21 protein-coding genes and 1 other RNA gene are annotated in these 23,167 nt (G+C 71.4%); 16 read left to right on the plus strand and 6 right to left on the minus strand.

Going from position 1 to position 23,167, the window contains the following annotated elements; all coding sequences use genetic code 11:
- Nucleotides 1–4 precede the first annotated feature (4 nt).
- Together ABZ193_RS23485 and sfnG are read right to left on the minus strand one after the other, a co-directional pair.
- Nucleotides 5–1,180, minus strand: a complete 1,176-nt coding sequence (locus ABZ193_RS23485) for an acyl-CoA dehydrogenase family protein (RefSeq protein ID WP_237337645.1) — start codon at nt 1,178–1,180, stop codon at nt 5–7.
- Nucleotides 1,177–2,298, minus strand: a complete 1,122-nt coding sequence (gene sfnG / locus ABZ193_RS23490) for a dimethylsulfone monooxygenase SfnG (RefSeq protein WP_020419726.1) — start codon at nt 2,296–2,298, stop codon at nt 1,177–1,179. Before sfnG ends, ABZ193_RS23485 begins: the two co-directional genes overlap by 4 nt.
- Nucleotides 2,299–2,429: 131 nt before the next feature.
- Here sfnG and rnpB point away from each other — a divergent pair.
- The 10 genes from rnpB to ABZ193_RS23540 all read left to right on the plus strand — a co-directional run bounded on the left by rnpB (nt 2,430) and on the right by ABZ193_RS23540 (nt 13,399).
- Nucleotides 2,430–2,814: RNase P RNA component class A (rnpB, locus tag ABZ193_RS23495), an RNA gene on the plus strand.
- A 41-nt stretch (nt 2,815–2,855) separates the two neighbouring features.
- The gene (locus ABZ193_RS23500; protein ID WP_237337644.1) at nt 2,856–3,728 is read left to right on the plus strand and encodes a hypothetical protein; all 873 of its coding nucleotides are present in this window, start codon (nt 2,856–2,858) and stop codon (nt 3,726–3,728) included.
- 924 nt (nt 3,729–4,652) lie between these two features.
- Nucleotides 4,653–4,919, plus strand: coding sequence for a hypothetical protein (locus tag ABZ193_RS23505; RefSeq protein WP_017987022.1), 267 nt, complete (start codon nt 4,653–4,655; stop codon nt 4,917–4,919).
- 18 nt (nt 4,920–4,937) lie between these two features.
- Nucleotides 4,938–5,393: a hypothetical protein gene (locus ABZ193_RS23510; RefSeq protein WP_020419723.1), complete on the plus strand. Its 456-nt coding sequence runs from the start codon at nt 4,938–4,940 to the stop codon at nt 5,391–5,393.
- A gap of 10 nt (nt 5,394–5,403) precedes the next feature.
- Entirely contained in the window at nt 5,404–8,337 is a 2,934-nt protein-coding gene (locus ABZ193_RS23515; protein WP_237337643.1) for an ATP-binding protein, read from the plus strand.
- Nucleotides 8,334–10,394, plus strand: coding sequence for a hypothetical protein (locus ABZ193_RS23520; RefSeq protein WP_020419721.1), 2,061 nt, complete (start codon nt 8,334–8,336; stop codon nt 10,392–10,394). The genes ABZ193_RS23515 and ABZ193_RS23520 overlap by 4 nt, the downstream gene beginning before the upstream one ends.
- Before the next feature lie 5 nt (nt 10,395–10,399).
- Nucleotides 10,400–10,996 (plus strand): hypothetical protein, encoded by a 597-nt coding sequence (locus tag ABZ193_RS23525; protein ID WP_020419720.1) that lies wholly within the window; start codon nt 10,400–10,402, stop codon nt 10,994–10,996.
- Between the two features lie 3 nt (nt 10,997–10,999).
- Nucleotides 11,000–11,998 carry a C40 family peptidase gene (locus ABZ193_RS23530; RefSeq protein WP_237337642.1) on the plus strand — a complete coding sequence of 333 codons (999 nt, stop codon included), beginning with the start codon at nt 11,000–11,002 and terminating at the stop codon, nt 11,996–11,998.
- A gap of 13 nt (nt 11,999–12,011) precedes the next feature.
- Complete coding sequence (locus ABZ193_RS23535) at nt 12,012–13,151, plus strand: hypothetical protein (RefSeq protein ID WP_237337641.1); 1,140 nt, start codon at nt 12,012–12,014, stop codon at nt 13,149–13,151.
- 50 nt (nt 13,152–13,201) lie between these two features.
- The gene (locus ABZ193_RS23540) at nt 13,202–13,399 is read left to right on the plus strand and encodes a hypothetical protein (RefSeq protein WP_017987029.1); all 198 of its coding nucleotides are present in this window, start codon (nt 13,202–13,204) and stop codon (nt 13,397–13,399) included.
- Between the two features lie 51 nt (nt 13,400–13,450).
- Here ABZ193_RS23540 and ABZ193_RS23545 read toward each other — a convergent pair whose 3' ends face one another.
- Together ABZ193_RS23545 and ABZ193_RS23550 are read right to left on the minus strand one after the other, a co-directional pair.
- Nucleotides 13,451–13,843, minus strand: coding sequence for an SCO5389 family protein (locus tag ABZ193_RS23545; RefSeq protein WP_017987030.1), 393 nt, complete (start codon nt 13,841–13,843; stop codon nt 13,451–13,453).
- A 21-nt stretch (nt 13,844–13,864) separates the two neighbouring features.
- The gene (locus ABZ193_RS23550; RefSeq protein WP_237337640.1) at nt 13,865–14,827 is read right to left on the minus strand and encodes an ATP-binding protein; all 963 of its coding nucleotides are present in this window, start codon (nt 14,825–14,827) and stop codon (nt 13,865–13,867) included.
- Between the two features lie 125 nt (nt 14,828–14,952).
- Here ABZ193_RS23550 and ABZ193_RS23555 point away from each other — a divergent pair, with 125 nt between their 5' ends.
- Genes ABZ193_RS23555 through ABZ193_RS23565 form a run of 3 tightly spaced genes read left to right on the plus strand, consistent with a single transcriptional unit; the run spans nt 14,953 to nt 17,494 of the window.
- Nucleotides 14,953–16,356 carry an RNB domain-containing ribonuclease gene (locus ABZ193_RS23555; RefSeq protein ID WP_354711461.1) on the plus strand — a complete coding sequence of 468 codons (1,404 nt, stop codon included), beginning with the start codon at nt 14,953–14,955 and terminating at the stop codon, nt 16,354–16,356.
- Nucleotides 16,353–16,727, plus strand: a complete 375-nt coding sequence (locus tag ABZ193_RS23560) for a DUF4326 domain-containing protein (RefSeq protein ID WP_020419715.1) — start codon at nt 16,353–16,355, stop codon at nt 16,725–16,727. Before ABZ193_RS23555 ends, ABZ193_RS23560 begins: the two co-directional genes overlap by 4 nt.
- A complete protein-coding gene (locus ABZ193_RS23565; protein WP_020419714.1) occupies nt 16,724–17,494 on the plus strand; it encodes a helical backbone metal receptor in 771 nt (256 codons plus the stop codon). Before ABZ193_RS23560 ends, ABZ193_RS23565 begins: the two co-directional genes overlap by 4 nt.
- On the opposite strand, the gene ABZ193_RS23570 is transcribed toward ABZ193_RS23565, so the two are convergent.
- Both ABZ193_RS23570 and ABZ193_RS23575 read right to left on the minus strand, forming a co-directional pair.
- Complete coding sequence (locus ABZ193_RS23570) at nt 17,481–18,209, minus strand: cache domain-containing protein (protein ID WP_020419713.1); 729 nt, start codon at nt 18,207–18,209, stop codon at nt 17,481–17,483. The genes ABZ193_RS23565 and ABZ193_RS23570 overlap by 14 nt on opposite strands.
- Nucleotides 18,210–18,243: 34 nt before the next feature.
- Nucleotides 18,244–18,987 (minus strand): FCD domain-containing protein, encoded by a 744-nt coding sequence (locus tag ABZ193_RS23575; protein WP_027932302.1) that lies wholly within the window; start codon nt 18,985–18,987, stop codon nt 18,244–18,246.
- Nucleotides 18,988–19,119: 132 nt separating this feature from the next.
- Here ABZ193_RS23575 and ABZ193_RS23580 point away from each other — a divergent pair, with 132 nt between their 5' ends.
- The 3 genes from ABZ193_RS23580 (at nt 19,120) to ABZ193_RS23590 (ending at nt 23,167) form a co-directional block, all read left to right on the plus strand.
- On the plus strand, nt 19,120–20,541 hold the full coding sequence (locus tag ABZ193_RS23580; protein WP_354711462.1) for a gamma-aminobutyraldehyde dehydrogenase: 1,422 nt from the start codon (nt 19,120–19,122) through the stop codon (nt 20,539–20,541).
- A 5-nt stretch (nt 20,542–20,546) separates the two neighbouring features.
- Entirely contained in the window at nt 20,547–21,617 is a 1,071-nt protein-coding gene (locus tag ABZ193_RS23585; RefSeq protein WP_237337637.1) for an ABC transporter ATP-binding protein, read from the plus strand.
- A gap of 338 nt (nt 21,618–21,955) precedes the next feature.
- Nucleotides 21,956–23,167, plus strand: a complete 1,212-nt coding sequence (locus ABZ193_RS23590) for an ABC transporter substrate-binding protein (RefSeq protein ID WP_354711463.1) — start codon at nt 21,956–21,958, stop codon at nt 23,165–23,167.

The following is a 23,167-nucleotide window of genomic DNA, read 5'->3' on the forward strand; positions in this document are numbered from 1 at the left end:
GTGGCTACGTGTACCAGGTCGGCTCGGGGAGCCGGTCGTTCAGCGCGTAGTCGCCGACCTCCCGCCGCTTGTACGGCAGCGGGTCGTGCAGCGAGTGGGTGCGCAGGTTCCGCCAGAACCGGTCCAGCCCGTACTTCGTGGCGCTCGCCCGCGCGCCGGTCAGCTCGAAGATCTTCGTGCCGATCTCCAGCCCGGTGTCGACGATCCGCTGCTTGGCCGCGGCGATCAGCACCGCCACCTCGCCGCGCGCCTCGGGCGTCAGCTCCTCCCGCGGCGCGTGCAGGAGCGGCGAGATCGCCGCGCCGGCCCGGTCCACCAGTGCTTCCGCCGCCCACAGCTTGGCCTGCAGGTCGCCGTAGCCCTCCAGCACGTACCACTCCTCGGTGGCGGCGGCCTTGTCGTCCCCGCCGTAGGGCCAGGCGCGCGTCCGCTCCCGCGTGTAGGCGAGCGCCGACTCCAGCGCCCCCTGCGCGATGCCGAGGTAGAAATTGGTGAACACCAGCTGGATCGTCGGCACGTTCAGCGTGTTGTAGACGAGCGGCTGGAATTTCCGGTCCACGTATCCGGCGGCATCCGACCACGGCACGCGCACGTCGGAAATGGTCACGCTGCCCGATTCGGTGAGCCGCTGGCCGATGTTGTCCCAGTCGTCGTGGAACACGATTCCCGGCTGTTTCGACGGCACGATCGCGAAGACGTGCTCGTCGGTCCCTTCCAGGACGCCCTCCAGCACGGTCAGGTCCGACACCTTGCTGCCGGTGGAGAACGACTTGTGCCCGTGATAGACGAGCTCGTCGCCGTCCTGCGTGATCTTCAGGTCCGAGTCGCGCGGGTTGACCGCGCCGCCGAAGAAGAAGTTGTTCTTCGTGTACAGCTCCTCGACCGCGGCGATCTGCGCGTCGGTGCCGACCAGGCGCGCCGCCCACGCCCACAGGTAGTGGTAGCCGAGCAGCTGGCCGATCGAGCCGTCCGCCTTGGCGATCTCCCGGATCACGCGGTAGGCGGTCTCCCAGGTCTGCCCGCCGCCGCCGTGCTCGGCGGGCCCGAGCAGGGTGACCAGGCCGTTGTCCTTGAGCAGCTGGACTTCGGCGTAGGGCGTCTCGTTGGCCCGGTCGCGCTCGACGGCGTCGACCGCCAGCTGGGCGGCGACCTCGCGGGCGCGGGTGATCCAGTCGGTCACGAGAAGCTCCCTACGGGTTCGGGGGTGGCGGCGGTGGCGTCGAGCTCCTTTTCGAGCTCACGGATGATGGGCAGCACTTCGCGGCCGAAGTACTCGACGTCCTCGTGGTAGTGCAGGAAACCGAGCAGCAGCAGGTCCGCCCCGCGCCGCTTGTACTCCACCGCCCGGCGCGCGATCTGCTCCGGCGTGCCGATGAGTCCGGTGCGGAACCCGTCGTTGTACTGGACCAGGTCGGCGAATTCGGAGTCCGCCCACATGCCCTTCTTGTCCGATGTCGACCGTCCGGCCTGCTGGACCGCGGACCGGAAGCCCTCGACGGCCTGGACGTCGGCCTTGTCCACGATCTCCCGCAGCACGTCCCGCGCCTCGGCCTCGGTGTCCCTGGCGATCACGAACCCGTTGAGCCCGAAGCGGACGTGGTGGTCGTGCTCCGCGGCGTACCCGCGGACCTCGGCGACCTGCTCGCTGAAGCCGTCGAAGTCCTTGCCGTTGCTGAAGTACCAGTCGGACACGCGGCCGGCCAGCTTGCGCGCCGCGGTCGAGTTGCCGCCCTGGAACACCTCCGGGTGCGGCCGGTCCGGTGTGGACAGCGGTTTGGGTTTGATGTCGAAGTCGTGGATTCGGTAGAAGTCGCCGCGGAACTCCGCCGCGTCGTTGGTCCACAGTTCCTTGAGGACGCGGATGAACTCCTCGGACCGCCGGTAGCGTTCGTCGTGTTCCAGCCACGGCTCGCCGAGTCCGGTGAACTCGTCCTTGAACCAGCCGCTGACCACGTTGACCGCGGCCCGGCCGCCGGACAGGACGTCCGCGCTGGCCACGAACTTCGCCAGCACCCCGGGGTGCCACAGTCCGGGGTGGACGGCCGCGATGACCTTGAGACGCTGGGTCGCGAGCAGCAGCGCCAGGCTGAACCCGGTGGACTCGTGCTGGTAGGCGGCGCCGTAGCTGGCGGTGTAGCGGACCTGGGTCAGTGCGTACTCGAATCCGTTGTTCTCGGCGAGCACGGCGAGTTCTCGGTTGTAGTCGTAACCCCAGTCGGTGCGTTGTTCGATGCGGCTGGTGACCAGTCCGCCACTGACGTTGGGCACCCAATAGGCGAATTTGAGTGGTGCGGGCATGAAGGCTCCACAGAAATGGTTTCGGGAATTGTGCGTCGACGGCCGCGCGATCTGATTCCGAGTAAAGCGGCGGGCAGGGGGAGGGGCAACCGACGTCCACGGCGTGGGAACGGTTACCCTGAGTGGGCGGACGAGTTGGCCGGGCGGTCGCGAGGGGTCACTCCCTCGAGGAAAGTCCGGACTCCGCAGGGCAGGGTGGTTGCTAACCGCAACCCGGGGCGACCCGCGGGACAGTGCCACAGAAAACAGACCGCCCCGGCTTCACCGCCGGGGTAAGGGTGAAACGGTGGTGTAAGAGACCACCAGCACCCCGGGTGACCGGGGTGGCTAGGTAAACCCCACCCGGAGCAAGGCCAAGAGGGCGCCGCGAGGCGCCTGCGCAGGCGATCGAGGGCGGCCCGTCCGATGCCTGCGGGTAGGCCGCTCGAGCCTGCCGGCAACGGCAGGCCTAGATGGATGGCCGCCGCCGCGGTTCCGGCCGCGGAACAGGATCCGGCTTACAGGCCAACTCGTCCGCCCCTTTCCCGCCGGCCCGCCGGTGGCCTACGGTCGGGCTCGTGGATCACGCAGAAGCCCGCGACGTCGCGTTCCGGTGCCACCGGGTGCTCGAACCGCTGCACTCGTTCGTCTACTTCGCGCCCGAGGCGGAGCAGGCGCTGACCGCGGCCGGGCTGCGGCCGGGCCGGATGTGCTACTTCGCGAGCCGGGCCGCGCCGATGGGCCCGGTCGGCCCGGGCGTCGTCGCCGCCACCTTCTACAACTTCAACCCGGAGCTGGTCGCCAGGCACATCCCGCGGGCGTGGACGCTCGCCGCGCCGGCGGAGATCTTGGCGGCTCGGCTGGCCGCGGCCGACGGCGGGTTGCGCCGCGTGCTGGGCGAGGAGCTGATCACCTCGCCGCGGCTCGCGGAGGCGGCGGAGCTGGCGCGCTCGGCGGCGTCGGTGTTGAGCCCGGAGGGGCGCCCGTTGTACGCCGGGCACGCGGAGCTGGAGTGGCCGTCGGAGCCGCACCTGGTCCTCTGGCACGCGGCGACGCTGCTGCGGGAGTACCGCGGCGACGGGCACATCGCGGCGCTGGTCGGGCACGGGCTGAGCGGGCTGGCCGCGCTGATCACCTACACGGCGACGGGGAAGGGCTTCGTGGAGCCGGTGGCGAAGGCGACGCGCGGCTGGTCCGACGAGCAGTGGGCCGCGGGGGTCGAGGAGCTGCGCGAGCAGGGCCTGCTGGACGCCGACGGCCGGCTCACCTCGGAGGGCACCGTGCTGCGGCAGAGCCTCGAAGAGCAGACGAACGCCTCCGCGACGGCCCCGTGGCGCCACCTGGGCGCCGAGAAGGCCGCCCGGCTGCACGAGCTGGCCCGCGAACTCGCGCGGCACGCCGTCGCCCACGGAGCCTTCCCGGACGGAATCTTCGCGACGGCGCGGGCCTGAGCCCGGTCTCGGCCGCGGCTGCCCTCGCTGAGGCCTGCCCAACGCGCGTCCACGTGACTGCGGGAGCCGGCGCTACGCCCGCACGACACCTTCCCGGGGTGCGCACAGTGGCCGGCCCCCTCGAACCCTGGAGTCGGCCCCGGGTCCGCCCTGGGGCAATGGCCCTGCCGCAGCAGGGCGTTGCCCCAGCGCTGCCCGGATGGCGACAGCGCCTGACCCTGGTTCGAGCCACCGCTCGCCGACGATCCGCCGCCCTGAAATCTCACCTTCCGTGAGGAAGCAAGCGTTCGCGCTCGCCCTCCGTCACCGCCGCGCCGCCGGAAAGCGCTGCCCAACTGTCCGCCACCTCGGTTCAGATCCCGATCACCCGCTGTTCACCGCGCCCTCCGGACCACCGCGTCCCACCGCGGCGCCCCCGGCAGTGAGCGCTTACACCTGAGTCCACCCGAAAGTGCGTACCGATCACGGATCGTGAGGGCAAAACGGGTCCACCTGGGCGCTGCGTGAGCGCGATCGCCGAATCGGATGATCGACTCGCCCGGAGAAGTCGTCACGCCCGGGTACGTGCCATGCGGCCGATCGGGGCATGCCACACTGTTGTCCGCGCCATCGAGGAGCGATACCGCGCACCCAGAGTGAAGCGTGACTGCGCCTGTGGGTGAGTCCCTACCCACACTAGGAAATCCGGGTGCAGGGGGTTAACCCTGAGCGGTCTTGCCACGATGATGGAGGGCGACGAGTTCAGGAGAAGTGGCCGTACTGTGCCTGGTGTGGATGGACTGCCGTTCGACAGAGAGCGCTTTGACCGTCACAGCTTGTGACGCCATGATGGGCTAGACAGACCGGACCGGACTTTCCGACCTCGTGGGCCTGCCCCGCGCCGACCCACCCGACACCCACACTCCTCGCACCTGGGAGTACGCGATGACCATGATGACACTTGTGCAGCAGCTGGCGCAGGGCGAGATCAGGACCCGTGGAGTCCAGCAGTGGCTCCTCGACAACATCATCCCCCTGGTCCTGCTCGCCGTCGCGCTGCTGCTGCTCTGGCTCGGTGGCGGCAAAGGCGACAACGCCGGCGTCATGCGCCGCCTGGCCGGTGTGGTGATCGCGCTCGCGATCGTCGGCCTCGCCGTGAGCGGGCTCGGCGTCAACGTCGGCGAGTGGATCGCCGGCTTGTTCACCAGCTGACGGCGCGGGGTAGCGCGCGTGCGGATTCGAACCGATGACGAGGTCTACCGGGTCGACGCGGTATGGCTCGGCCCGCCGAAGGCGACGTTCCCGTGGCGGGCCCGCTACGTGGCCTGGGGCGTCGGCATCCCGGTGTTCCTCGTCGTACTGGCGGTGGAGCGGCAGCTCGGCTTCGGGTTCGGCTTCTTCTCCACCGCGTGGGCGTTCGTCATCACGATCTTGATCACCCGGATGATCACCGCCAAGATCAGTCACGAGCGTCCGCTCGGAGCCGTCATGACGATGTGGCTGCGCGAGCTGCAGACGCCCCGCGAGAAGACCTCCGGAGAGGGCGGTGCGGTCACGGCCACGAAGATCCGCGTGCGGAACCAGCGGCCGCTGCCCAAGCACAAACGGCACCTCGCTCCGGCGGGGTCGCATCCTCACCACCAGCCAGCACGACCGCGTGGCGCGCGCACTTCGGCGCCACGGTAGGAGGTAGGGGTTGTTCGGAAGCGGCGGACGCCGGAAGGCCGGGAAGTCCGACCCGAGCGGGGCTGCGCAGTGGCCGCCGCAGCCGGGTCGCGCCCCCGGCAAGCAGGGCCGCCGGCTCCCCGGTGAGCAGGCGATTCCCAGCTATACCCCGTCGATCTCCCTGCGAACCATCGACGGGCACCTGGTGCGCACCGAGAACGAGGTCTACGCCTGGTACCGGCTGGCGCCGCAGCGGTGGTCGTTCCGGTCGGACTCGCAGCGGCGCGACCTGATCGCCGCGATCGCCGGCCAGTACGCCGAGCTGCAGGGCCGCTGGCTGCACCTGCGCGTCACCACCCGCCCGTACCCGATCCGGATGTGGGCCGAGGCGCACGTCCACAACGCCATCCGCCGCCCGCCGGACGTGCCCGGCGCGCTGTCGTTCGACGACTACCTGATCGGCGAGCAGCAGCAGCTCCTCGGCCGGTCGATGGCCGAAAAAGAGGTCTACATCGGGGTGCAGGTGCAGACCAGGCGGGTCGTCGACCGCGCGGTCGAGCGCGCCGCCCCGCTGCTGCGCCGCATCCTGCCCGAGGCCGTCGACGCCGAGCTGGCCGCGCTGGACTCCGAGGTCGAGCACCTGGACCAGGTGATCGGATCGTCCGGCCTGGAGGGCCGCCCGGTGCACGCCGAGGAGATGTCCTGGCTGATGCACCGCTCGTGCTCGCTCGGCCTGCCCGCGCCACGGCACCTGCCCGCCGTGCCCGGCGCGGCGTGGGAGCCGGAGGACCTGGCCAGCTTCACCGACGCGGCGGACTTCCACGCCGAGCCGTACGCGCCGACGCTCACCGTGCGCGGCCGCACCGGGTCGAACGCCGGGGTGCAACGGCACCTCGCGGTGCTGACCGTCGGCCAGATGCACGGCCTGCAGATCCCCGAGGTCGACGACCCGTGGGTGCAGCACGCGGACCGGCTGCCCGCCTCGGTGGAGTGGTCGGCCCGCATTTACGTGCGCCGCCCCGAGGAGGTGGCCGGCGAGCTGCAGCGCCAGATGAACAAGGTGCGCTCGCAGGTCAAGCACTACACCGACGAGCACGAGCTGGAGCCGCCGCAGTCGCTGGCGCGGCAGGCGACCCGCGTGCTGGAGATCGACGACGAGATGACGTCGGGCTTCACCGCGCTGGCCACGCGCGTGCGGTCGTGGTGGCGGCTGGCGGTGTCCGGTGACAGCGAGCGCGAGGCGCTGCGGCTGGCCCAGCAGCTGCTCGACCTGTACAAGCCGAAGATCGCGATCGAGCACCCGGAGGCGCAGTACGCGCTGGCGCGGGAGTTCATCCCGGGCGAGCCGCTGTCCTCGTCGGCGTACATGCGCCGCGGTTCGGTGGTGTGGGCCGCGGCGGCGGTGCCGACGGCGACGGCCGAGGTCGGCGACCGGCGGGGCATCCTGCTCGGCGAGACGGTCACCGCCACCCGGCGCCCGGTCGCCTGGGACCCGTGGATGGCGCAGGAGATCCGGGACGGCTCCGGTCTGACCGCGATGGTCGCCGGTCTCGGTGGCGGCAAGTCGTTCCTCGGCGGCGGCATCGTCTACAAGACGCTGCGGGCCGGGGCGCACTGGACGCTGCTGGACCCGTCCGGCCCGCTGTCCCGGTTGTGCGACCTGCCGGAGATCCGGCCGTACGCGCGGCCCATCAACTTGCTGAATGCACAACCCGGCATCCTGAACCCGTACCGGGTGGTGGCCGAGCCGCTGCTCGAGCACTTCATGGACGAGGAGGACCCGGAGCGGGCGTGGCGGCGCGAGCGGGCGCTGGCCGGCGCGACCCGGCGGCGGCTCGTGCTGGACGTGCTCACCGGTGTGCTGCCGTACGAGGTCGCGCGGATGCCGCAGAGCCGGATCGTGCTGCTGCGGGCGGTGCGGGCCGTCGGCGGCCGGTACGACGCCGACCCCGGCCAGGTGATCGACGCGCTGCGCCGGGACTCCAGCGAGCACCACGAGCACGCGGTCGTGGTGGCGGACTTCCTGGACGAGATGCGCGAGCGCATGTCGCTGCTGATCCCCGAGAACGACGCCGACCCGTACTCGGAGACGCGGGACGACCGGCTGACGGTCCTGACGATGGCCGGGCTGACGCTGCCCAAGGACGGCGTCGGCCGCGAGCACTGGACCGACGCCGAGGCGCTCGGTGTCGAGATGCTGAACCTGGCGGCGTGGCTGACGCAGCGGTCGGTGTACGAGAAGCCGAAGGACCTGCGCAAGGGCGTGTGGATCGACGAGGCGTTCTTCCTGTCCGAGGTGCCGACCGGTCGCGTGCTGATGAACCGGTTCGCGCGTGACTCGCGGAAGTGGAACGTCCGGGTGCTGTTGTCCTCGCAGATCCCGGCGGACTTCCTGAAGATCCAGGGTTTCGTCGCGCTGCTCGACTCGGTGTTCGTCGGGCGCCTGGACGACGACGAGGCGCAGGCCGACGCGCTGCGGTTGCTGAAGGTGCCGGTCGGGGTCGGGTACGAGCAGGTGGTCGCGTCGCTGGGCAGGCGGCCCGGCGCGCAGCGCGGCCTGGAGCGCGACCGCGAGCCGAGGCAGTTCATCTTCGGCGACGGCGCCGGTGGCGTGGAGCGGATCCGGGTGGACTTCTCCGGGCCGCACCTGGCCCACCTGCGCGCGTCGCTGGACACGACGCCGGGCTCGAAGGACGCCCTGCCCGCGGACACGCACGCCCGGGACGCGGAGCCGCCGCGCCAGCACGTGGCGGCCCCGCCACCGGACGACGAGCTCGAGCCGGACCTGGAGCTGGCCGCCGAGCGCGATCTGGGGCTGACGGAGGAGCAGATCCTGGCCGAGGACGTGCCGGGCTCCGGGAGCTCCGGCGGCTCGGCGGGCGCGGCGGGCTCCGGTGGCTCCGGTGGCTCCGCCGAGGGCGAACGAGCCGGTGCGGGCAAGCGCGGCGGCTGGGACGCCGCATGACGCTCGTGACGATCCTGAGCGTGCTAGCGCTGGCCGGTGGCTGGCACGCGCTGCGGAGGGGCTTGAAGAACCGCGGCAGCCGGCGAAAGAGACCGTCCCGCTGGGCGGCCGTCGTGGCGGTCGCACTGCTGATGGGCTTCCAGACGACGGTGATGGCGCCATCCGCCTCAGCAGCGGCGTGTGGTGACGCTCCGATCCCGGAGCGACCGGGCTCGGGCCTCGTCGGCGCGCTGGACCAGTCCCGTAGCCACGGCCTGGCGGGCAGCGCCTACCTCGACTACAGCTACGCAGGGATGGTCTGGCACGTCTACCAGACGGACTGCGGACCGTTGTCGGGGATCACGAGCCCGAACACGACCATCGACACGTGGGCCGGGAACCAGGCGTTCAACGTCGGCAAGAACCTGGTCGGCGCCACGAACTCGCTCCACTACACGATCCTGCAGGGTGGGTTGCTCGACCCGATCTACGGTGCCGTGAAGGCCGGGGCGGAGAAGGTCTACAACAACATCTACGCGCAGCTGTTCGGGCTCGTCGCGCTCCTGCTCGCGATCATGATGTTCCGGAACATCTGGCGGGGTGACCTGGCGGCGCTGAGCAAGCGGGGCCTGTACGCGCTGGCCGCGGTCTGGCTCGCCGCTTCCTCGCTGGCGATGTTGCGTTACCTCGATCCACTCGACAAGGCGATCGTCGACACGACGACGAACATCCAGGCGGGATTCATCGACGACTCCTCCGGGCAGTACCCGTGGGAGATCCTGCCGACGGAGTTGCACACGCAGGTCGTCTACAACAACTGGCTGCGGGGCGAGTTCGGATCGCCGGACTCCCCGCAGGCGCAGCAGTTCGGCCGGCCGCTGCTCGATGCCCAGGCGTTCACCTGGAACCAGCTCAACAACGGCGACGACGCGAACCAGAGCGTGGTCGACGCGAAGAAGGCCGCCTACAAGAACATCGCGACCCAGCTCGGCCCCGCCACCCCGTACTTCACCGGGGAAGGCGGCAGCCGCACCGGCTCCGGTTTCCTCGCGCTGGGGCAGAGCCTCGCCTACGCGTTGTTCCAGCTGCTGGCGAAGGCTTCGGTGCTCCTGGCCCAGGTGATCATCCGGCTGTTCGTGCTGACCGCACCGCTGATCGGCCTGATCGCGATGCTGCACCACGACCTCCTGCGCCGCGTTGCGCGGGTGCTCGGTGGCGTCGGCTTCAACCTCCTGGTGCTGTCGGTCCTGGCCGGTGTGCACGCGTTGCTGCTGCAGGCCATCTTCTCGCCGGCCGCCCGGTTGTCCATCCTGACGCAGATGATCCTGGCGGGTCTCGTCACGATCCTGCTGTTCCTCGTCGGCAGGCCGGTTCGCCGCCTGTGGCAGATGGTCGAGATGTCCGTCGGCATGGTCGGGTCCTCCATTCCGGCCCCGAGTGGCGGCCTGTTCAGCCGCTTCCGGAAGAAGCAGGGGCCGACGCCGCAGGACGAGTTCTGGGAGAGCGTCCGCGAGGGCGAGGAGAGCGAGGTCGCCAGCCCGACCGGGTCGGCGGGCCGTGGGCGTCCCGAGGCGACCGTCTTCGCCACGGCCCAGCGTCTCGACGGCGCCGGCGCCATGGCCGCCCGCCCCGCCGCCGCCTGGTCCGGCGCGCCTTGGCCCGGCGGTGGGCCCGCCTTGCCCGGGCACACCAGGCCGGGCCTGCCCGCCGGTGGCGGCCACCAGCCCGCGTACGCCGGCTACGCACCGGAAGGCGCGGACCCGGACGCGTTCGTCTACTCCGCCCCGCCCGGCACCACCCGCCGCGCGGACGGCTGGATGCCGCCGGTCGCGCAGCGGCCCAGCCGCCGCGTCGACACCTCGCCCGTCTACGACCGCGGCTGGGACGAACCCGACCCCGTCGTCGTCCCGTCGCGCATCTCGCGGCCGGGCATGAGCGCCACCCCCGCCCAGCGGCCGGAACCGCGCCGCGCCGGGCAGGAACTCGTCGGCGGCAAGCCGGTCCACGTGCTGTACCGGCCTTCGCGCGGGCTCGAGGTGCGCGACGACTCCCGTGACACCGACCGGATCGTGCGGTGATGTAGATGCCGATCCGGACCAACCGCGGCCGCGCCGCCGTCTACCGCCGCATCTGGGGTTTCCCGCTGCGCTCGCCCGCCCACCTCGTCGGCACCGCCGTCGCGGTGATCGCGCTGATCGTGGCCATCGGCATCGTCGTGCCGCAGCTCCTGGGCAACCCGAACCGCTCCGGGCCGACGCCGGTCCGCATCCAGGACCCCGGCGCCAGCAGCAGCCCGACCAGCGCGGGCTCCTCGCCCGCCCCGATGTCGACCCGGCTCACCGCGCCGCTGCTGCAGCCGACCTCCGCGGCGCCGGACCCGGCGGCCCTGCAGACCGCGAAGCAGTGGGCCACCGCGTGGGCCACCCACCCGGCAGGCATGACCAACGCGCAATGGCTGGAGGGCCTCCGTCCACTCACGACGGAGGAGTACCTGCCGGAGATGTCCACTGTGGACCCGGCGAACATCCCGGCCACCAGGGTCACCGGCGAACCCACCGTCACGAAGTCCTACACCAGTTCCGTCGAGGTGCTCGTGCCGACCGACGGCCCGCAGCTGTCGATCACCGTCGCGAAGACCCCGTCCGGCTGGCTCGTCACCGGCTACGACCAGGCGAGCTGACCCATGCGGCTGGGTGTCCTCGTCGGCGTTCTCGTCGCCGTTCTCTTCGCCGGGGTCGCGACCGTCGGTGTCGTGACGAAGGTCGTCAGCGACCAGCAGCAGGCCCAGATGCAGGCCGCCTACACCAACGTCAGCTGCGACGCGGCGATCGGCCCGAGCGTGCCGGGCACCGACCACGGCGCCGCGCAGGCCGCGAAGCTCAACGACGAGCAGCGCTACATCATCAGCCAGATCATCGAGATCGGCAAGCAGCGCGGCCTTTCCCCGCGCGCGTGGCAGATCGCGATCCAGGCCGGCATGACCGAGTCCGGCATGCGGAACCTGAACTACGGCGACCGCGACTCGCTGGGCATCTTCCAGATGCGCCCGTCGATGGGCTGGGGCACGCCCGCGCAGCTGCAGGACATCCCGTACCAGATCAACAAGTTCTACAACGTCCTGCTCACCGTGCCGGACTGGGACAAGCAGCGTCCCGGCGCGTCGGCGCAGGACGTGGAGCGGTCGGCGTTCCCCGAGCGCTACCACAAGTGGGAGCAGATGGCGGCCCACCTGGTGGAGAACCTGGGCCAGGTCGCGGACATGGTCGGCTGCGGTCAGAGCGCGGGCCTGGTGCTGCCGCCCAACAACGCCGCGGCCGCCGCGATCCAGTTCGCGCTGGGGGAGCAGGGCAAGCCGTACGTGTGGGGCGCGACCGGGCCGAACTCCTACGACTGCTCCGGACTGATGCTGCGCGCCTACGAGGCGGCGGGCATCACGCTCAGCCGGGTGTCGCGGGACCAGTACAAGAACGGCGCGATGCTTCCGGTGCGTGACGCCCAGCCCGGTGACCTGCTCTTCTGGGCGTACGACCCGTCGAACCCGGCGACCATCCACCACGTCGCGATGTACCTTGGCGACGGGAAGATCGTGGAGGCCCAGCAGACCGGCGTGCCGGTGCACACCCGGAAGGTCTCCTGGAACGAAGACGAGCTTGTGCCGCAGGCAGTCCGGCCCGGCGTGTAGAAGGTGGTGCCCCGTGGCGAAGAAGTTCGGTAAGCGCAACAAGAAGCCGGCGCAACTCAACGACCTGTTCGGCGCCCCGCCGCCCCCGCCGCGGCCGGGCCCGCCCGCGTCGAGCACGCCCCTGGCCGACTACCTGTCGCAGGGGTTGCCGGGTGTGGACGAGGGTTACGTCGTGCTGCCGCGTTCGCTGGCGGAGTCGATGTCGCTGCCATGGCAGCAGCAGATGGCCGGGTTGCTGTCGCAGTTCCACCAGACGCACCGGACGCTGTCGTGGCCGGTCTACCGCACCGTGCCGTCGCGCTACGAGAAGCTCGTCGACCTGGACGAGGAGCAGCTCGCCGAGGTCGGCTACCTGGTCGAGATCGACGCCGACGGCGACATGGTCTACCGCGAGCGCAGCGGGCGGAAGGTCGAGGAGCCGGAGAACACGACCGTCCTGGTGCCCTGCCTCGACCCGATCCCGCCGCGCGGACAGGCCCGCCGGGACGCGGCGGCGCCCACCCCGGACGCGGACGTCCCCCGCGCCGCCCCGATGATCATCCCGCCCGCGCCGGTGTGGCGGACCACGCCGACCACGCCGTCGCCGGAGGTGCCGCCGCTGCCGGAGCCGCCGAAGAAGCTCGCCGCGCCACGCACACCGCCCGGAACGGGCCCGGCCGAAGCCGGTTCGGCCGCTCCGACTGGAGGCGCGGTGCCCGGCCCGGCCGCTGTTCCGGCAGGAGGTGCGCAGCCTGGCCAGGGCACGTCGCCTGGAACTGGCCCGGCTGTGGCGCCGGCGGGAGGCGCGGCACCGGGCCAGGGCACGTCGCCTGGAAGCGGCCCCGCCGCGCCCGAGACCGGTCCGGCCGCTGCCCCGGCTGGAGCCGCGATGCCGGGCACGCCGCCCGAGCAGCCGCAGCGGGTGACGAACCCGCAGGCCTGGCGCGCGATGGAGCCCCCGGAGGAGCCGCCCCGGTTCACCGAGCCGCTGCCCCCGCAACCCCAGCCGACCCCGGCGGCCGGCATCCCGCTCACCCGGCCCACCGACCCGGAGCCGACGCCGCCGCGCGGCACGCCGCAGGTGAACCGCGACTGGTTCGAGCCGGACAACCCGGAGCACGAGTTCGGCCCGACCGGCCAGCCGACGGAGCTGCCGTACCGCTACCGCCCCTGACCGGCGCGGTGCCGCTGGCGCCGCCCGCCGCCGGGTGCGAAGCTCGCTCTATGGCGAAGAGCAAGGACCCGAACCCGGACCAGGGCTGGTACTACAACACCCGCACCGGCGAGGTCGAGCACCTCGAGCGGTCGCGGTCCATCGACCTCCTCGGCCCCTACCCCGACGAGGCCACGGCCAAGCGCGCGCTCGAGATCGCCCGTGAGCGCACCAAGAAGGCCGACGAGGAAGACGCCAAGTGGCGCTGACGTGACAGGGCCCCGGACCGCGACCGGTCCGGGGCCCTTCTCGAACAAACCTCAGCAGTCGCGCAGTGCGGGGCTCTGGTTGCGCAGCTGGCCGGCCGGCGAGATGAACTCCCGGTACGCGTCGCTGTCCACGGCGGCCGGGCGGAAGGCCGCGACCCGGTGGCAGTTCTGGAACGCCAGCTTCATGCCGAAGTGCCGCTCCAGCCCGCCGCGGATCGCGTCCGAAGCCAGCGCCCGCAGCAGCTGGCCCCGCTCCTTCTCGCTCGGCGGCGGGGTCGCGTGGTCGGCGAAGTCGGCGGCGCCGCCCTCGAGGTCCGCGGCCACTTCGCTGATCACCTGCCACGCGTAGGGCAGCGAGTCGCGCACGCAGGCGACGAACTCGGCGTCGCTCACCTCACCGGATTCGGCGCGGGCGAGCAGGTCGGCGGGTACATCGAGGGACATCGTGCTCCTTTCGATTTCTTCCTACGCCCCGGCCAGCGCTGGCGGGCCGGGCACGAACTCGGGGTCCACTTGCTCGGCCAGGTCCTGTCCCGCGCGCTCGTTGCCCCACGACCGGGCGTTGCGCAGGTGGAACTCGACGGCCTGGCGGTGGAACTTCGCCCAGTCCCGCGGCGTGGCATCCACAGTGGACTGGATGGTGGCGAGGGCGTCCAGATTGTGCGGCTCCAGCGCGGTGATCGGCCGCGCCCGGCCGCGTTCGGCGGCGCGCACGTGCGACGACCCGGACAGCCAACACAGCAGGTCCGAACCCAGCTGCTCGCGCAGGAACTCGACGTCCTCGTCGTCGGTGACCTTGTTCCCGACCACCGCGAGCCGCACGCCGAAGTCACGCGCGTACTCGGCGTACTGCCGGTACACGCCGACGCTGCGCAGCGTCGGCTCGCACACCAGGAACGTCACGTCGAAGCGGGTGAACAGGCCGGAGGCGAACGCGTCGGCGCCCGCGGTCATGTCCATCACGACGTACTCGCCCGCGTCGTCGACCAGGTGGTTCAACAGCAGCTCCGCCGCGCCGACCTTCGAGTGGTAGCAGGCCACCCCGAGGTCGTCCTCGGTGAACTGCCCGGTCACGCCCAGCCGCACCCCGGCGACGTCGCGGAAGCACGCCGCGAAGACCGGGTTGTCCTCGAACGGCCGCACCAGCCGCGACCCGCGCCCCGGCGGCGTCGTCTTGATCATCGCCTCGGCGCTGGTGATCCGCGGGTTGTCGCCGCGCAGCCAGTCCTTGATCAGGGGGAGGTGCTCGCCGAGCGTCGGCAGCGCGGCCGCCTCCTCCGCGGACGCGCCCAGCGCGACGGCGAGGTGCTGGTTGATGTCGGCGTCGATGGCCAGTACGGGGTGGCCGGAACCGGAGAGATAAGCGGCGAACAGCGAGGTCAGCGTCGTCTTCCCGCTTCCGCCCTTGCCGACAAAGGCGACTTTCACAGTGTGCGCACCCTTCATATAGATGAAAACGATATCGCTTTTCGACGGTGTGCGGGCAAGATACACCCGTCCGGCTCAACCCCGAACGGGCGACCGGAACGGCCATACCGGGTTAGGGTCTAGGTGTGCCCCACGTCGTGACCAGCACGAACTCGGCGGACGGCGGCTTCGCCCGGCTGCGCGCCGAGTTCGAGCTGCCGGAGGACTTCGACCCGGCCGTACTGGCCGAGGCCGAGGGCGTCGTGATGGATCCGTCCGGACTGGCCGCCGACCGCGCCGACGCCACCGACCTGCCCCTGGTCACGCTCGATCCGCCGGGCGCGAAGGACCTCGACCAGGCCGTCCTCATCGAGCGGCGGTCCGGCGGCTTCCTCGTGCACTACGCGATCGCCGACCTCGCCGCGTTCGTCGCGCCGGGCGGCCCGATCGACCGGGAGGCCCGCCGCCGCGGCCAGACCCTCTACCTGCCCGACGGCACCGTGCCGCTGCACCCGCCGGTGCTGTCCGAGGGCGCGGCGAGCCTGCTGCCGCGCGAGGTCCGGCCCGCCGTGCTGTGGACCCTCGACCTCGACCGCGACGGCGAACCCACGCACGCCACCGTGCGCCGCGCGCTCGTCCGCTCCACCGACCAACTCGACTACGCGACCGAGGACCCGGCCGCGCCGCACCCGTCGATCGCCGCCCTGCCCGAGCTGGGCACGCTCCGCCGTGAACTGGCGGTGCGCCGTGGCGCGGTCGAACCGCAGCTGCCGGACCGGATCATCGGCGCGAACGGCGGCGACTGGGTGCTCGGCATGCGGCCGCGCACGAGACTCGAGGCCTGGAACGCCGAGATCTCCCTGCTCACCGGAATGGCCGCGGCGCGGATGATGATCGACGCGAAGATCGGCCTGCTGCGCACTCTGCCCGAGCCGGACGCCGAGACGCTCCAGTGGCTGCGCGGCGCGGCCCGCGCGCTGGGCATCGACTGGCCTGCCGGGACGAGCGTCGCCGAGCTGCTCGCCGGGCTCGACCCCGCCCAGCCGGAGTCGATGGCCTTCTACACCGACACCACCCGCCTGCTGCGCGGCGCCGGCTACACCACCTTCGACGGCGAACTGCCCGAGGTCGTCACGCACGCCGGCATCGGCGCCCCGTACGCGCACGTCACCGCCCCCATCCGGCGACTGGCCGACCGCTTCGCCACCGAGGTCTGCCTGGCCGTCAACGCCGGCGAGCCGGTTCCCGCGTGGGCCCGCGCCGCGCTGACCGAGCTGCCCGGCCTGATGAACGCGTCGGACCTGCTCGCCGCGCGGGTCGAGAAGGCCTGTCTGGACCAGGTCGAGGCGTGGATGCTGGCCGACCGCGTCGGCGAGACCTTCGAGGCGGTCGTCCTGCGGGCGGAGGAGAACCGCGCGGAGATCCTGCTGGCCGATCCGCCGGTGATGGCGCGGTGCGCGGGGGAGAATTTGCCGGAGGGCCGCCGCATCAGCGTCCGGCTGACCGCGGTGGACGTCGACAAGCGGAAGGTGTCGTTCGAGCGGGCATGAGCGACTGGACCGACGAGGAACGCGAGCTGGCGCAGCGCGTGCGCGACGGCCACGCGGTGGTCGTCAACGTGCGGAAATCGGGGCCGCACAAGCACCTCGTGCCGTGGCTCGTGGAGAACGACCTGATCACCTACATCGGGCACCGGGGCAACCGGCACTCCTGGCCGGAGTCCGACTTCGCGAACCCGTTCGTCAAGGAGGGCAAGACCGACCGCGCCGCCATGGTGCGGCACTACCGCGAGTACCTGGACGGCCGGCCGGACCTGCTGGACCGGCTCGGCGAGCTGTCCGGCCGGGCGCTGGGCTGCTGGTGCGCGCCGGAACCCTGCCACGGCGACGTACTGCTGGAACACCTCGAAGGAGACCGATGACGCTGTTCGACGACCTCGGCGAGGACGTGCCGCTGCGTGGCGCGCCCCAGCGCGTGGTCTCGCTGGTCCCGGCGCTGACGGAAGCGGTCGAGGCGACCGTGCCGGGCCGCATCGCCGGCGCCACCGACTACTGCACCCACCCGGACAGCCTCCAGGTGTCGCGGGTGGGCGGCTCGAAGTACCCGAAGGTCGACGACGTCCTCGCGCTGCGTCCGGACCTGGTGCTCGCCAACTCCGAGGAAAACCGGCCGGAGGACGTGGAACGCCTGCGCGCCAACGGCATTCCGGTGTGGGTGATGGAGGCGCCGGCGACCGTTCCGCACGCGCTGGCGTCGCTGCGCCGCCTGCTGACCCAGGCGTTCGAGGTGTCCGAACCGGACTGGCTGGTGACCGCCGAGGAGCTGTGGCGGGAGGCGGCTCCCGAGCGCGTGCGTGCCGTGATTCCGGTGTGGCGCAAGCCGTGGATCGTGCTCGGCCGGGACACGTTCGGCGGCGACCTGCTGCACCGCCTCGGGGTCGCCAACGTCTACGCCGACCACGAAGACCGGTACCCGCGCCCGAAGATCGACGAGCTGCGGGCGCGGTTCGCCGACGGCGCCGACCTGCTGGTGCTGCCCGACGAGCCGTACCTGTTCACCGACATCGACGGCCCCGAGGCGTTCCCGGACGTGCCGTACGTGCTGGTCTCCGGCCGCTACCTGACCTGGTACGGACCGTCCCTCGTGGACGCCCACCGCGAGCTGTCGGCGGCGTTCAGCGCCTGGTGACCAGCAGCGCGATCGGCGCGTCCCCGCAGCGCAGCAGCACCGTGTCCGCGTCGTGCACCGGCTGCGCGCCGCCGTTCCACCAGGACGCGATGTCCGGATCCCGCACCAGCGAACCGGTCGCCTGACGGGCGGTGTTGGCGGCGATCACGCGGCCCTGCGCGTTGATCACCGCCGCTCGTCCGTCGACGCGCCGCAGCTTCGGCAGCAGCAGCCGCTCGAACTCGTGCACGAACACGTCCGCGCCGACGACCCCGGCGAACGCGCCGTCGCGCAGCACCGGGACGGTGAAGGTCAGCGTGTACTCGTCGGTGCACAGGTAGTCGACGTACGGCCCGGTGATGTGGCGGCGGCCGGAATCGCGCGGCACGGTGAACCACGACTGCCGCGTGTAGTCCAGGAAGTGGTCACTGGCCGGGTCGAGGCTGATGAACAGCTGCGCGGGCGGCCCGCCCGGCGTGCAGGTCCACCATTCGAAGCCGAAGCGCTGGTCGGCGAGCGCGTCCGGGGCGGCGATGAAACCGGCGCCCACCACCCGTTCGCCGAGCGCCGCGAGCACGTCCGGGCGCAGCGCGTCCAGGTCGGCGGCGCGGACCGGGCCCGGTCTGCCGAGGACCGCGGTGGCCGCGGCGACCGCGGGCGCGAGCCGCCCGAAGACGCCCTCGACGATGCCGGACACCTCTTCGGCGATGTCCTCGCCGGCCAGCGTGTCGTTCACGTTGCCGCCCCTGGTGTAGTCGAGGTGTCGAAGCTTAGGACCCGAGTAGGTCAAGATGCACCTCACCCAATCGGTCGATGGTGTCCAGGATGTGCTGCTCGGTCAGCTTGCGGGCGAGTTCGCCGTCGGCCTGGGCGATCGCGGCGGCGATGGCCCGGTGCTCAGTGCACGCCGTCACCGGATCGTGGTGCCCGAGCGGCAGCCACAGCAGCGCGCCCTGTTCGCTCTGCAACCGGATCTCCTGGTGCGTGAGGCGCGGGGACTGGGACGCGGCGGCGACCTCCAGGTGGAACTGCCGCTCGGCGCGGGCGGCCGCGGTGCCGGCCGCGCCGTCCATGTCCTCCGCGGCGAGCTGGAGGCGCGCGATGTCCTCGGTGGAGCTGCGCTCGGCCGCCAGCCGGGCCGCGGCGCCCGCGATCGCCACGTAGTCGTCGCCGATGTCCCGCAGCTCACTGAGCGAGACCTCGCGCAGGCGCGCCCGCCACGTCTCGTCGTTCTCCTCCGGCGGCGCGCAGACGAAGCTGCCGCCCCCGCGGCCTCTCTTCGTCTGCACCAGACCCTGCTGCCGCAGGGCCACCAGCGCCTCCCGCACGGTCACGGTCGACACCCCGAACTGCTCGGCGAGCTCGGCCTCGCTCGGCAGTTGCTCCTGGTCGGCGAGGACACCCAGCGTGATCGCGTCCACCAGCCGCCGGGCGACGAGCTCGGCCCGCCCGGTCTGGTCCAGGGGCGCGAACAGGACTGATCGCGCGCTGGGGGACGTCAACGGCCTTCGCATCGGGCTCCTTCTTTCGGGTACCGCCGCGAACAATCCTGCCTCAAAGACTTGTCCTATGAAATATGGTCTTATATGTTTTCCGGCCATCGGGGTACCGACCCGCACCGTCCCCGCTGAGCCAGGAGCCTGCCCGTGCACCAGCTGAAGCACTTCATCGACGGCGAACCCGCGGATTCCGCGGACGGCGCCGTCGCCGAGATCATCGATCCGGTCACCGGACGGCCGTACTGCACCGCGCCGGTAGGCGGCGCGCAGGACGTGGACCGCGCCCTGCGTGCGGCGGCCCGGGCCTTCGAGCAGTGGCGCGAGACCACGCCCGGCGACCGCCAGGCCGCGTTGCTGAAGATCGCCGACGCCGTCGAGCGCCGCGCCGAGGAGATCGTCCGCGTGGAGTCGGCGAACACGGGCAAGCCGCTGGCCGTGACCACGGCCGAGGAGATCCCGGTGCTCGTCGACCAGTTGCGGTTCTTCGCCGGGGCCGCCCGCGCGCTGGAGGGCCGCGCCGCCGGCGAGTACCTCACCGGGCACACCTCCTACGTCCGGCGCGAGCCGATCGGGGTGTGCGCCCAGGTGACGCCGTGGAACTACCCGCTGATGATGGCGATCTGGAAGATCGCGCCGGCGCTGGCGGCCGGGAACACGGTGGTGCTCAAGCCGTCCGACACGACGCCGGCGTCCACTGTGCTCCTCGCCGAGATCGCCGCGGAGTTCCTGCCGCCGGGCGTGCTCAACGTCGTCTGCGGTGACCGGGCGACCGGCCGGGCGCTGGTCGAGCACGACATCCCGGCGATGGTGTCGATCACCGGTTCGGTCCGGGCAGGCATCGAGGTCGCCGGCTCCGCGGCCGCCGACCTCAAGCGCGTCCACCTGGAACTGGGCGGCAAGGCGCCGGTGATCGTCTTCCCGGACGCCGACATCGAGGACGCGGCCAAGACCATCGCGGGCGCCGGGTTCTTCAACGCCGGCCAGGACTGCACGGCCGCCACCCGCGTGCTGGTCCACGACGACGTGCACGACGAGTTCGTGGCCGCGCTGACCCGGCACGCGGAGGCGACGAAGACCGGACTGCCGGACGACCCGGACGTGCTCTACGGGCCGCTCAACAGCGCCGCCCACCTCGCGAAGGTCGCCGGGTTCATCGAGCGGCTGCCCGCGCACGCGACCGTCCACACGGGCGGTAAGCGCGCCCGCGACGAGGGTTTCTTCTTCGAACCCACCGTGGTCTCCGGGGTCCGGCAGGACGACGAGATCTCGCAGAACGAGGTGTTCGGTCCGGTCATCACGGTGCAGCGGTTCAGCGGCGACGACGAGGCGCTGGCCGCCGCCAACGGTGTCGAGTACGGGCTCGCGTCGTCGATCTGGACCGCCGACCACCGCCGCGCGATGCGCCTGTCCGCGAAGCTCGACTTCGGCTGCGTGTGGATCAACACGCACATCCCGCTGGTGGCCGAGATGCCGCACGGCGGGTTCAAGAAGTCCGGCTACGGCAAGGACCTCTCGCTGTACGGGCTCGAGGACTACACCCGCGTCAAGCACGTCATGACGGCCTGGTGATCGACATGTCGCCCAACCAAGCTCCCGCACTGGCCGAGAAGACCGCCCCGGCGGAGACCACGAGCGCGATCCGGCTGCGTGGCCTGCGCAAGGAGTTCGGCTCCGTGGTCGCCGTCGAGGGCGTCGACCTGGACATCGCGCAGGGCGAGTTCTTCTCGATGCTCGGCCCGTCCGGCTCGGGCAAGACGACCGTGCTGCGCATGATCGCCGGGTTCGAGCTGCCCACCTCCGGGACGGTCGAACTGGCCGGCCGAGACGTCACCCGGCTGGCGCCGTTCGAGCGGGACGTCAACACCGTGTTCCAGGACTACGCGCTCTTCCCGCACATGACGGTGCAGCAGAACGTCGAGTACGGGTTGCGGGTCAAGAAAGTGCCCCGCGCGCAACGCCGCGAACGCGCCCGCGAGGCGCTGCGGACCGTCCACTTGGAAGGGTTCGAGGGCCGCAAACCCACGCAGCTCTCCGGCGGTCAGCGGCAACGCGTCGCACTGGCCCGCGCGCTCGTCAACCGCCCCAAGGTGCTGCTGCTCGACGAACCGCTCGGCGCGCTGGACCTGAAACTGCGGCACGCCATGCAGACCGAGCTGAAGCAGATCCAGCGCGACGTCGGCATCACGTTCATCTTCGTGACGCACGACCAGGACGAGGCGCTGACGATGAGCGACCGGATCGCCGTGTTCAACACCGGCGGGATCGAACAGGTCGGCACGCCGAGCGAGGTGTACGAGGAGCCGGCGACCGCGTTCGTCGCCGGGTTCGTCGGCACGTCGAACCTGCTGTCCGGCGACAGCGCCGAGGCGGTGCTCGGCACGCGCGGCGTGTTCAGCATCCGGCCGGAAAAGATCCGCATCGATCCGGACCTGTCGCAGCCCGCCGCGGTCGGCGAGATCTCCGCGACGGGCACGGTGACCAGCACCTCCTACGCCGGCGCCACGGTTCGCTACGTGGTGGCGCTGGACGTCGGCGGGCAGCTCTCGGTGGTCCGGCAGAACGCCGGAGCACCCCTCGAACTTGCCGACAACCGAGTCCGCCTGTGTTGGCGGCAAGAGCACAACTTCCGCATCAAAGACACATGAGCAGCGGCCTGCGTGGCGGTGCAGGTAGCGGCCCCTCCCGCCTGCCCACCACCACCGTCAACGGACACGCTTCGCGTGGCGGCCCCCTTCGAGACGGCCTCTCGCTGTGGGATCGCCTCCTCATGAAACCCCGCCCGCCGGCCCGACCACCACCCCTGCGGACGCGCTCCGCGCGGCAGCGCCCTTCACCACGTCGGCGCTGTCCTCGCGAGAGGCCGCCCGCCCGTCACCCGCCACAACCCTCAACGGACGCGCTTCGCGCGGCAGATCCGACTCGAAACCCGCGGCGGCGCAAGTTGCCTGCGCTGCCGTAAGAACCAACCGAAGGAGCCATCCAGATGCGCAACAGCCGGACCCTGCGCTTGATCGCGGGGCTGATGTGTGCGGGGACCGCGGTCGCGGCCTGCGGCACGTCGAGCACTTCGTCCAGCTCGTCCAGCGCGGGCGGGCAGGGCTTCACCCCGCCCAAGCTCGAAGCCCTCTCCCAGCTCGGTCAGCCCGAGGGCGCGCTGAACATCCTGGCCTGGCCCGGTTACGCGGAGAACGGGTCCAACGACCCCAACGTCGACTGGGTGACCCCGTTCGAGCAGGCCACCGGGTGCAAGGTCAACGTCAAGACCTTCGGCACCTCCGACGAGGCCGTCAGCCTCATGAAGACCGGCCAGTACGACGTCATCTCCGCCTCGGGTGACGCCTCGCTGCGGCTCATCGCCGCCGGCGACACCGAACCGGTCAACACCAGCCTCATCCCGAACTACGCCGACGTCTTCGACTTCCTCAAGAACAAGCCGTGGAACAGCGTGAACAACGTCTCCTACGGCGTGCCCCACGGCTGGGGCGCCAACGTCCTGACCTACCGCACCGACAAGGTCAGCCCCGCGCCCACGTCGTGGTCCGTGGTGTTCGACGCGAACTCCCCGTACAAGGGCAAGGTCACCGCGTACGACTCGCCGATCTACATCGCCGACGCCGCGCTGTACCTGATGAAGACCAAGCCGGAACTGGGCATCAAGAACCCCTACGCACTGGACGACAAGCAGTTCCAGGCCGCGGTCGACCTGCTCAAGCAGCAGCGCCCGCTGGTGTCGGAGTACTGGTCGGACTACCTCAAGGAAAGCCAGGCGCTGAAGAACGGCGACGCCGTCATCGGCACCGCGTGGCAGGTGACGGTCAACCTGACCAAGTCCGAGGGCGCGCCGCTGGAGTCGACCCTGCCCGTCGAGGGCGCCACCGGCTGGTCGGACACCTGGATGGTGGCCACCAAGTCGCCGCACAAGACTTGCGCCTACAAGTGGCTCGACCACATCGTCAGCCCCCAGGCCAACGCGAAGGTCGCCGAGTACTTCGGCGAGGCCCCGGCCAACCCGAAGGCCTGCTCGCTGACCGCGGACGTCAAGCACTGCGAGACCTACCACGCCGGTGACGCCGCCTACGCCGGCCAGATCTGGTACTGGACCACGCCGATCGCCCAGTGCGTCGACGGCCGCACCGACGTCAAGTGCAAGGACTACGGCGAGTGGACTCGCGCGTGGACGGAGATCAAGGGCTGA

It is taken from the genome of Amycolatopsis sp. NPDC006125, from assembly GCF_040614195.1.
GTDB lineage: Bacteria > Actinomycetota > Actinomycetes > Mycobacteriales > Pseudonocardiaceae > Amycolatopsis_E > Amycolatopsis_E tucumanensis.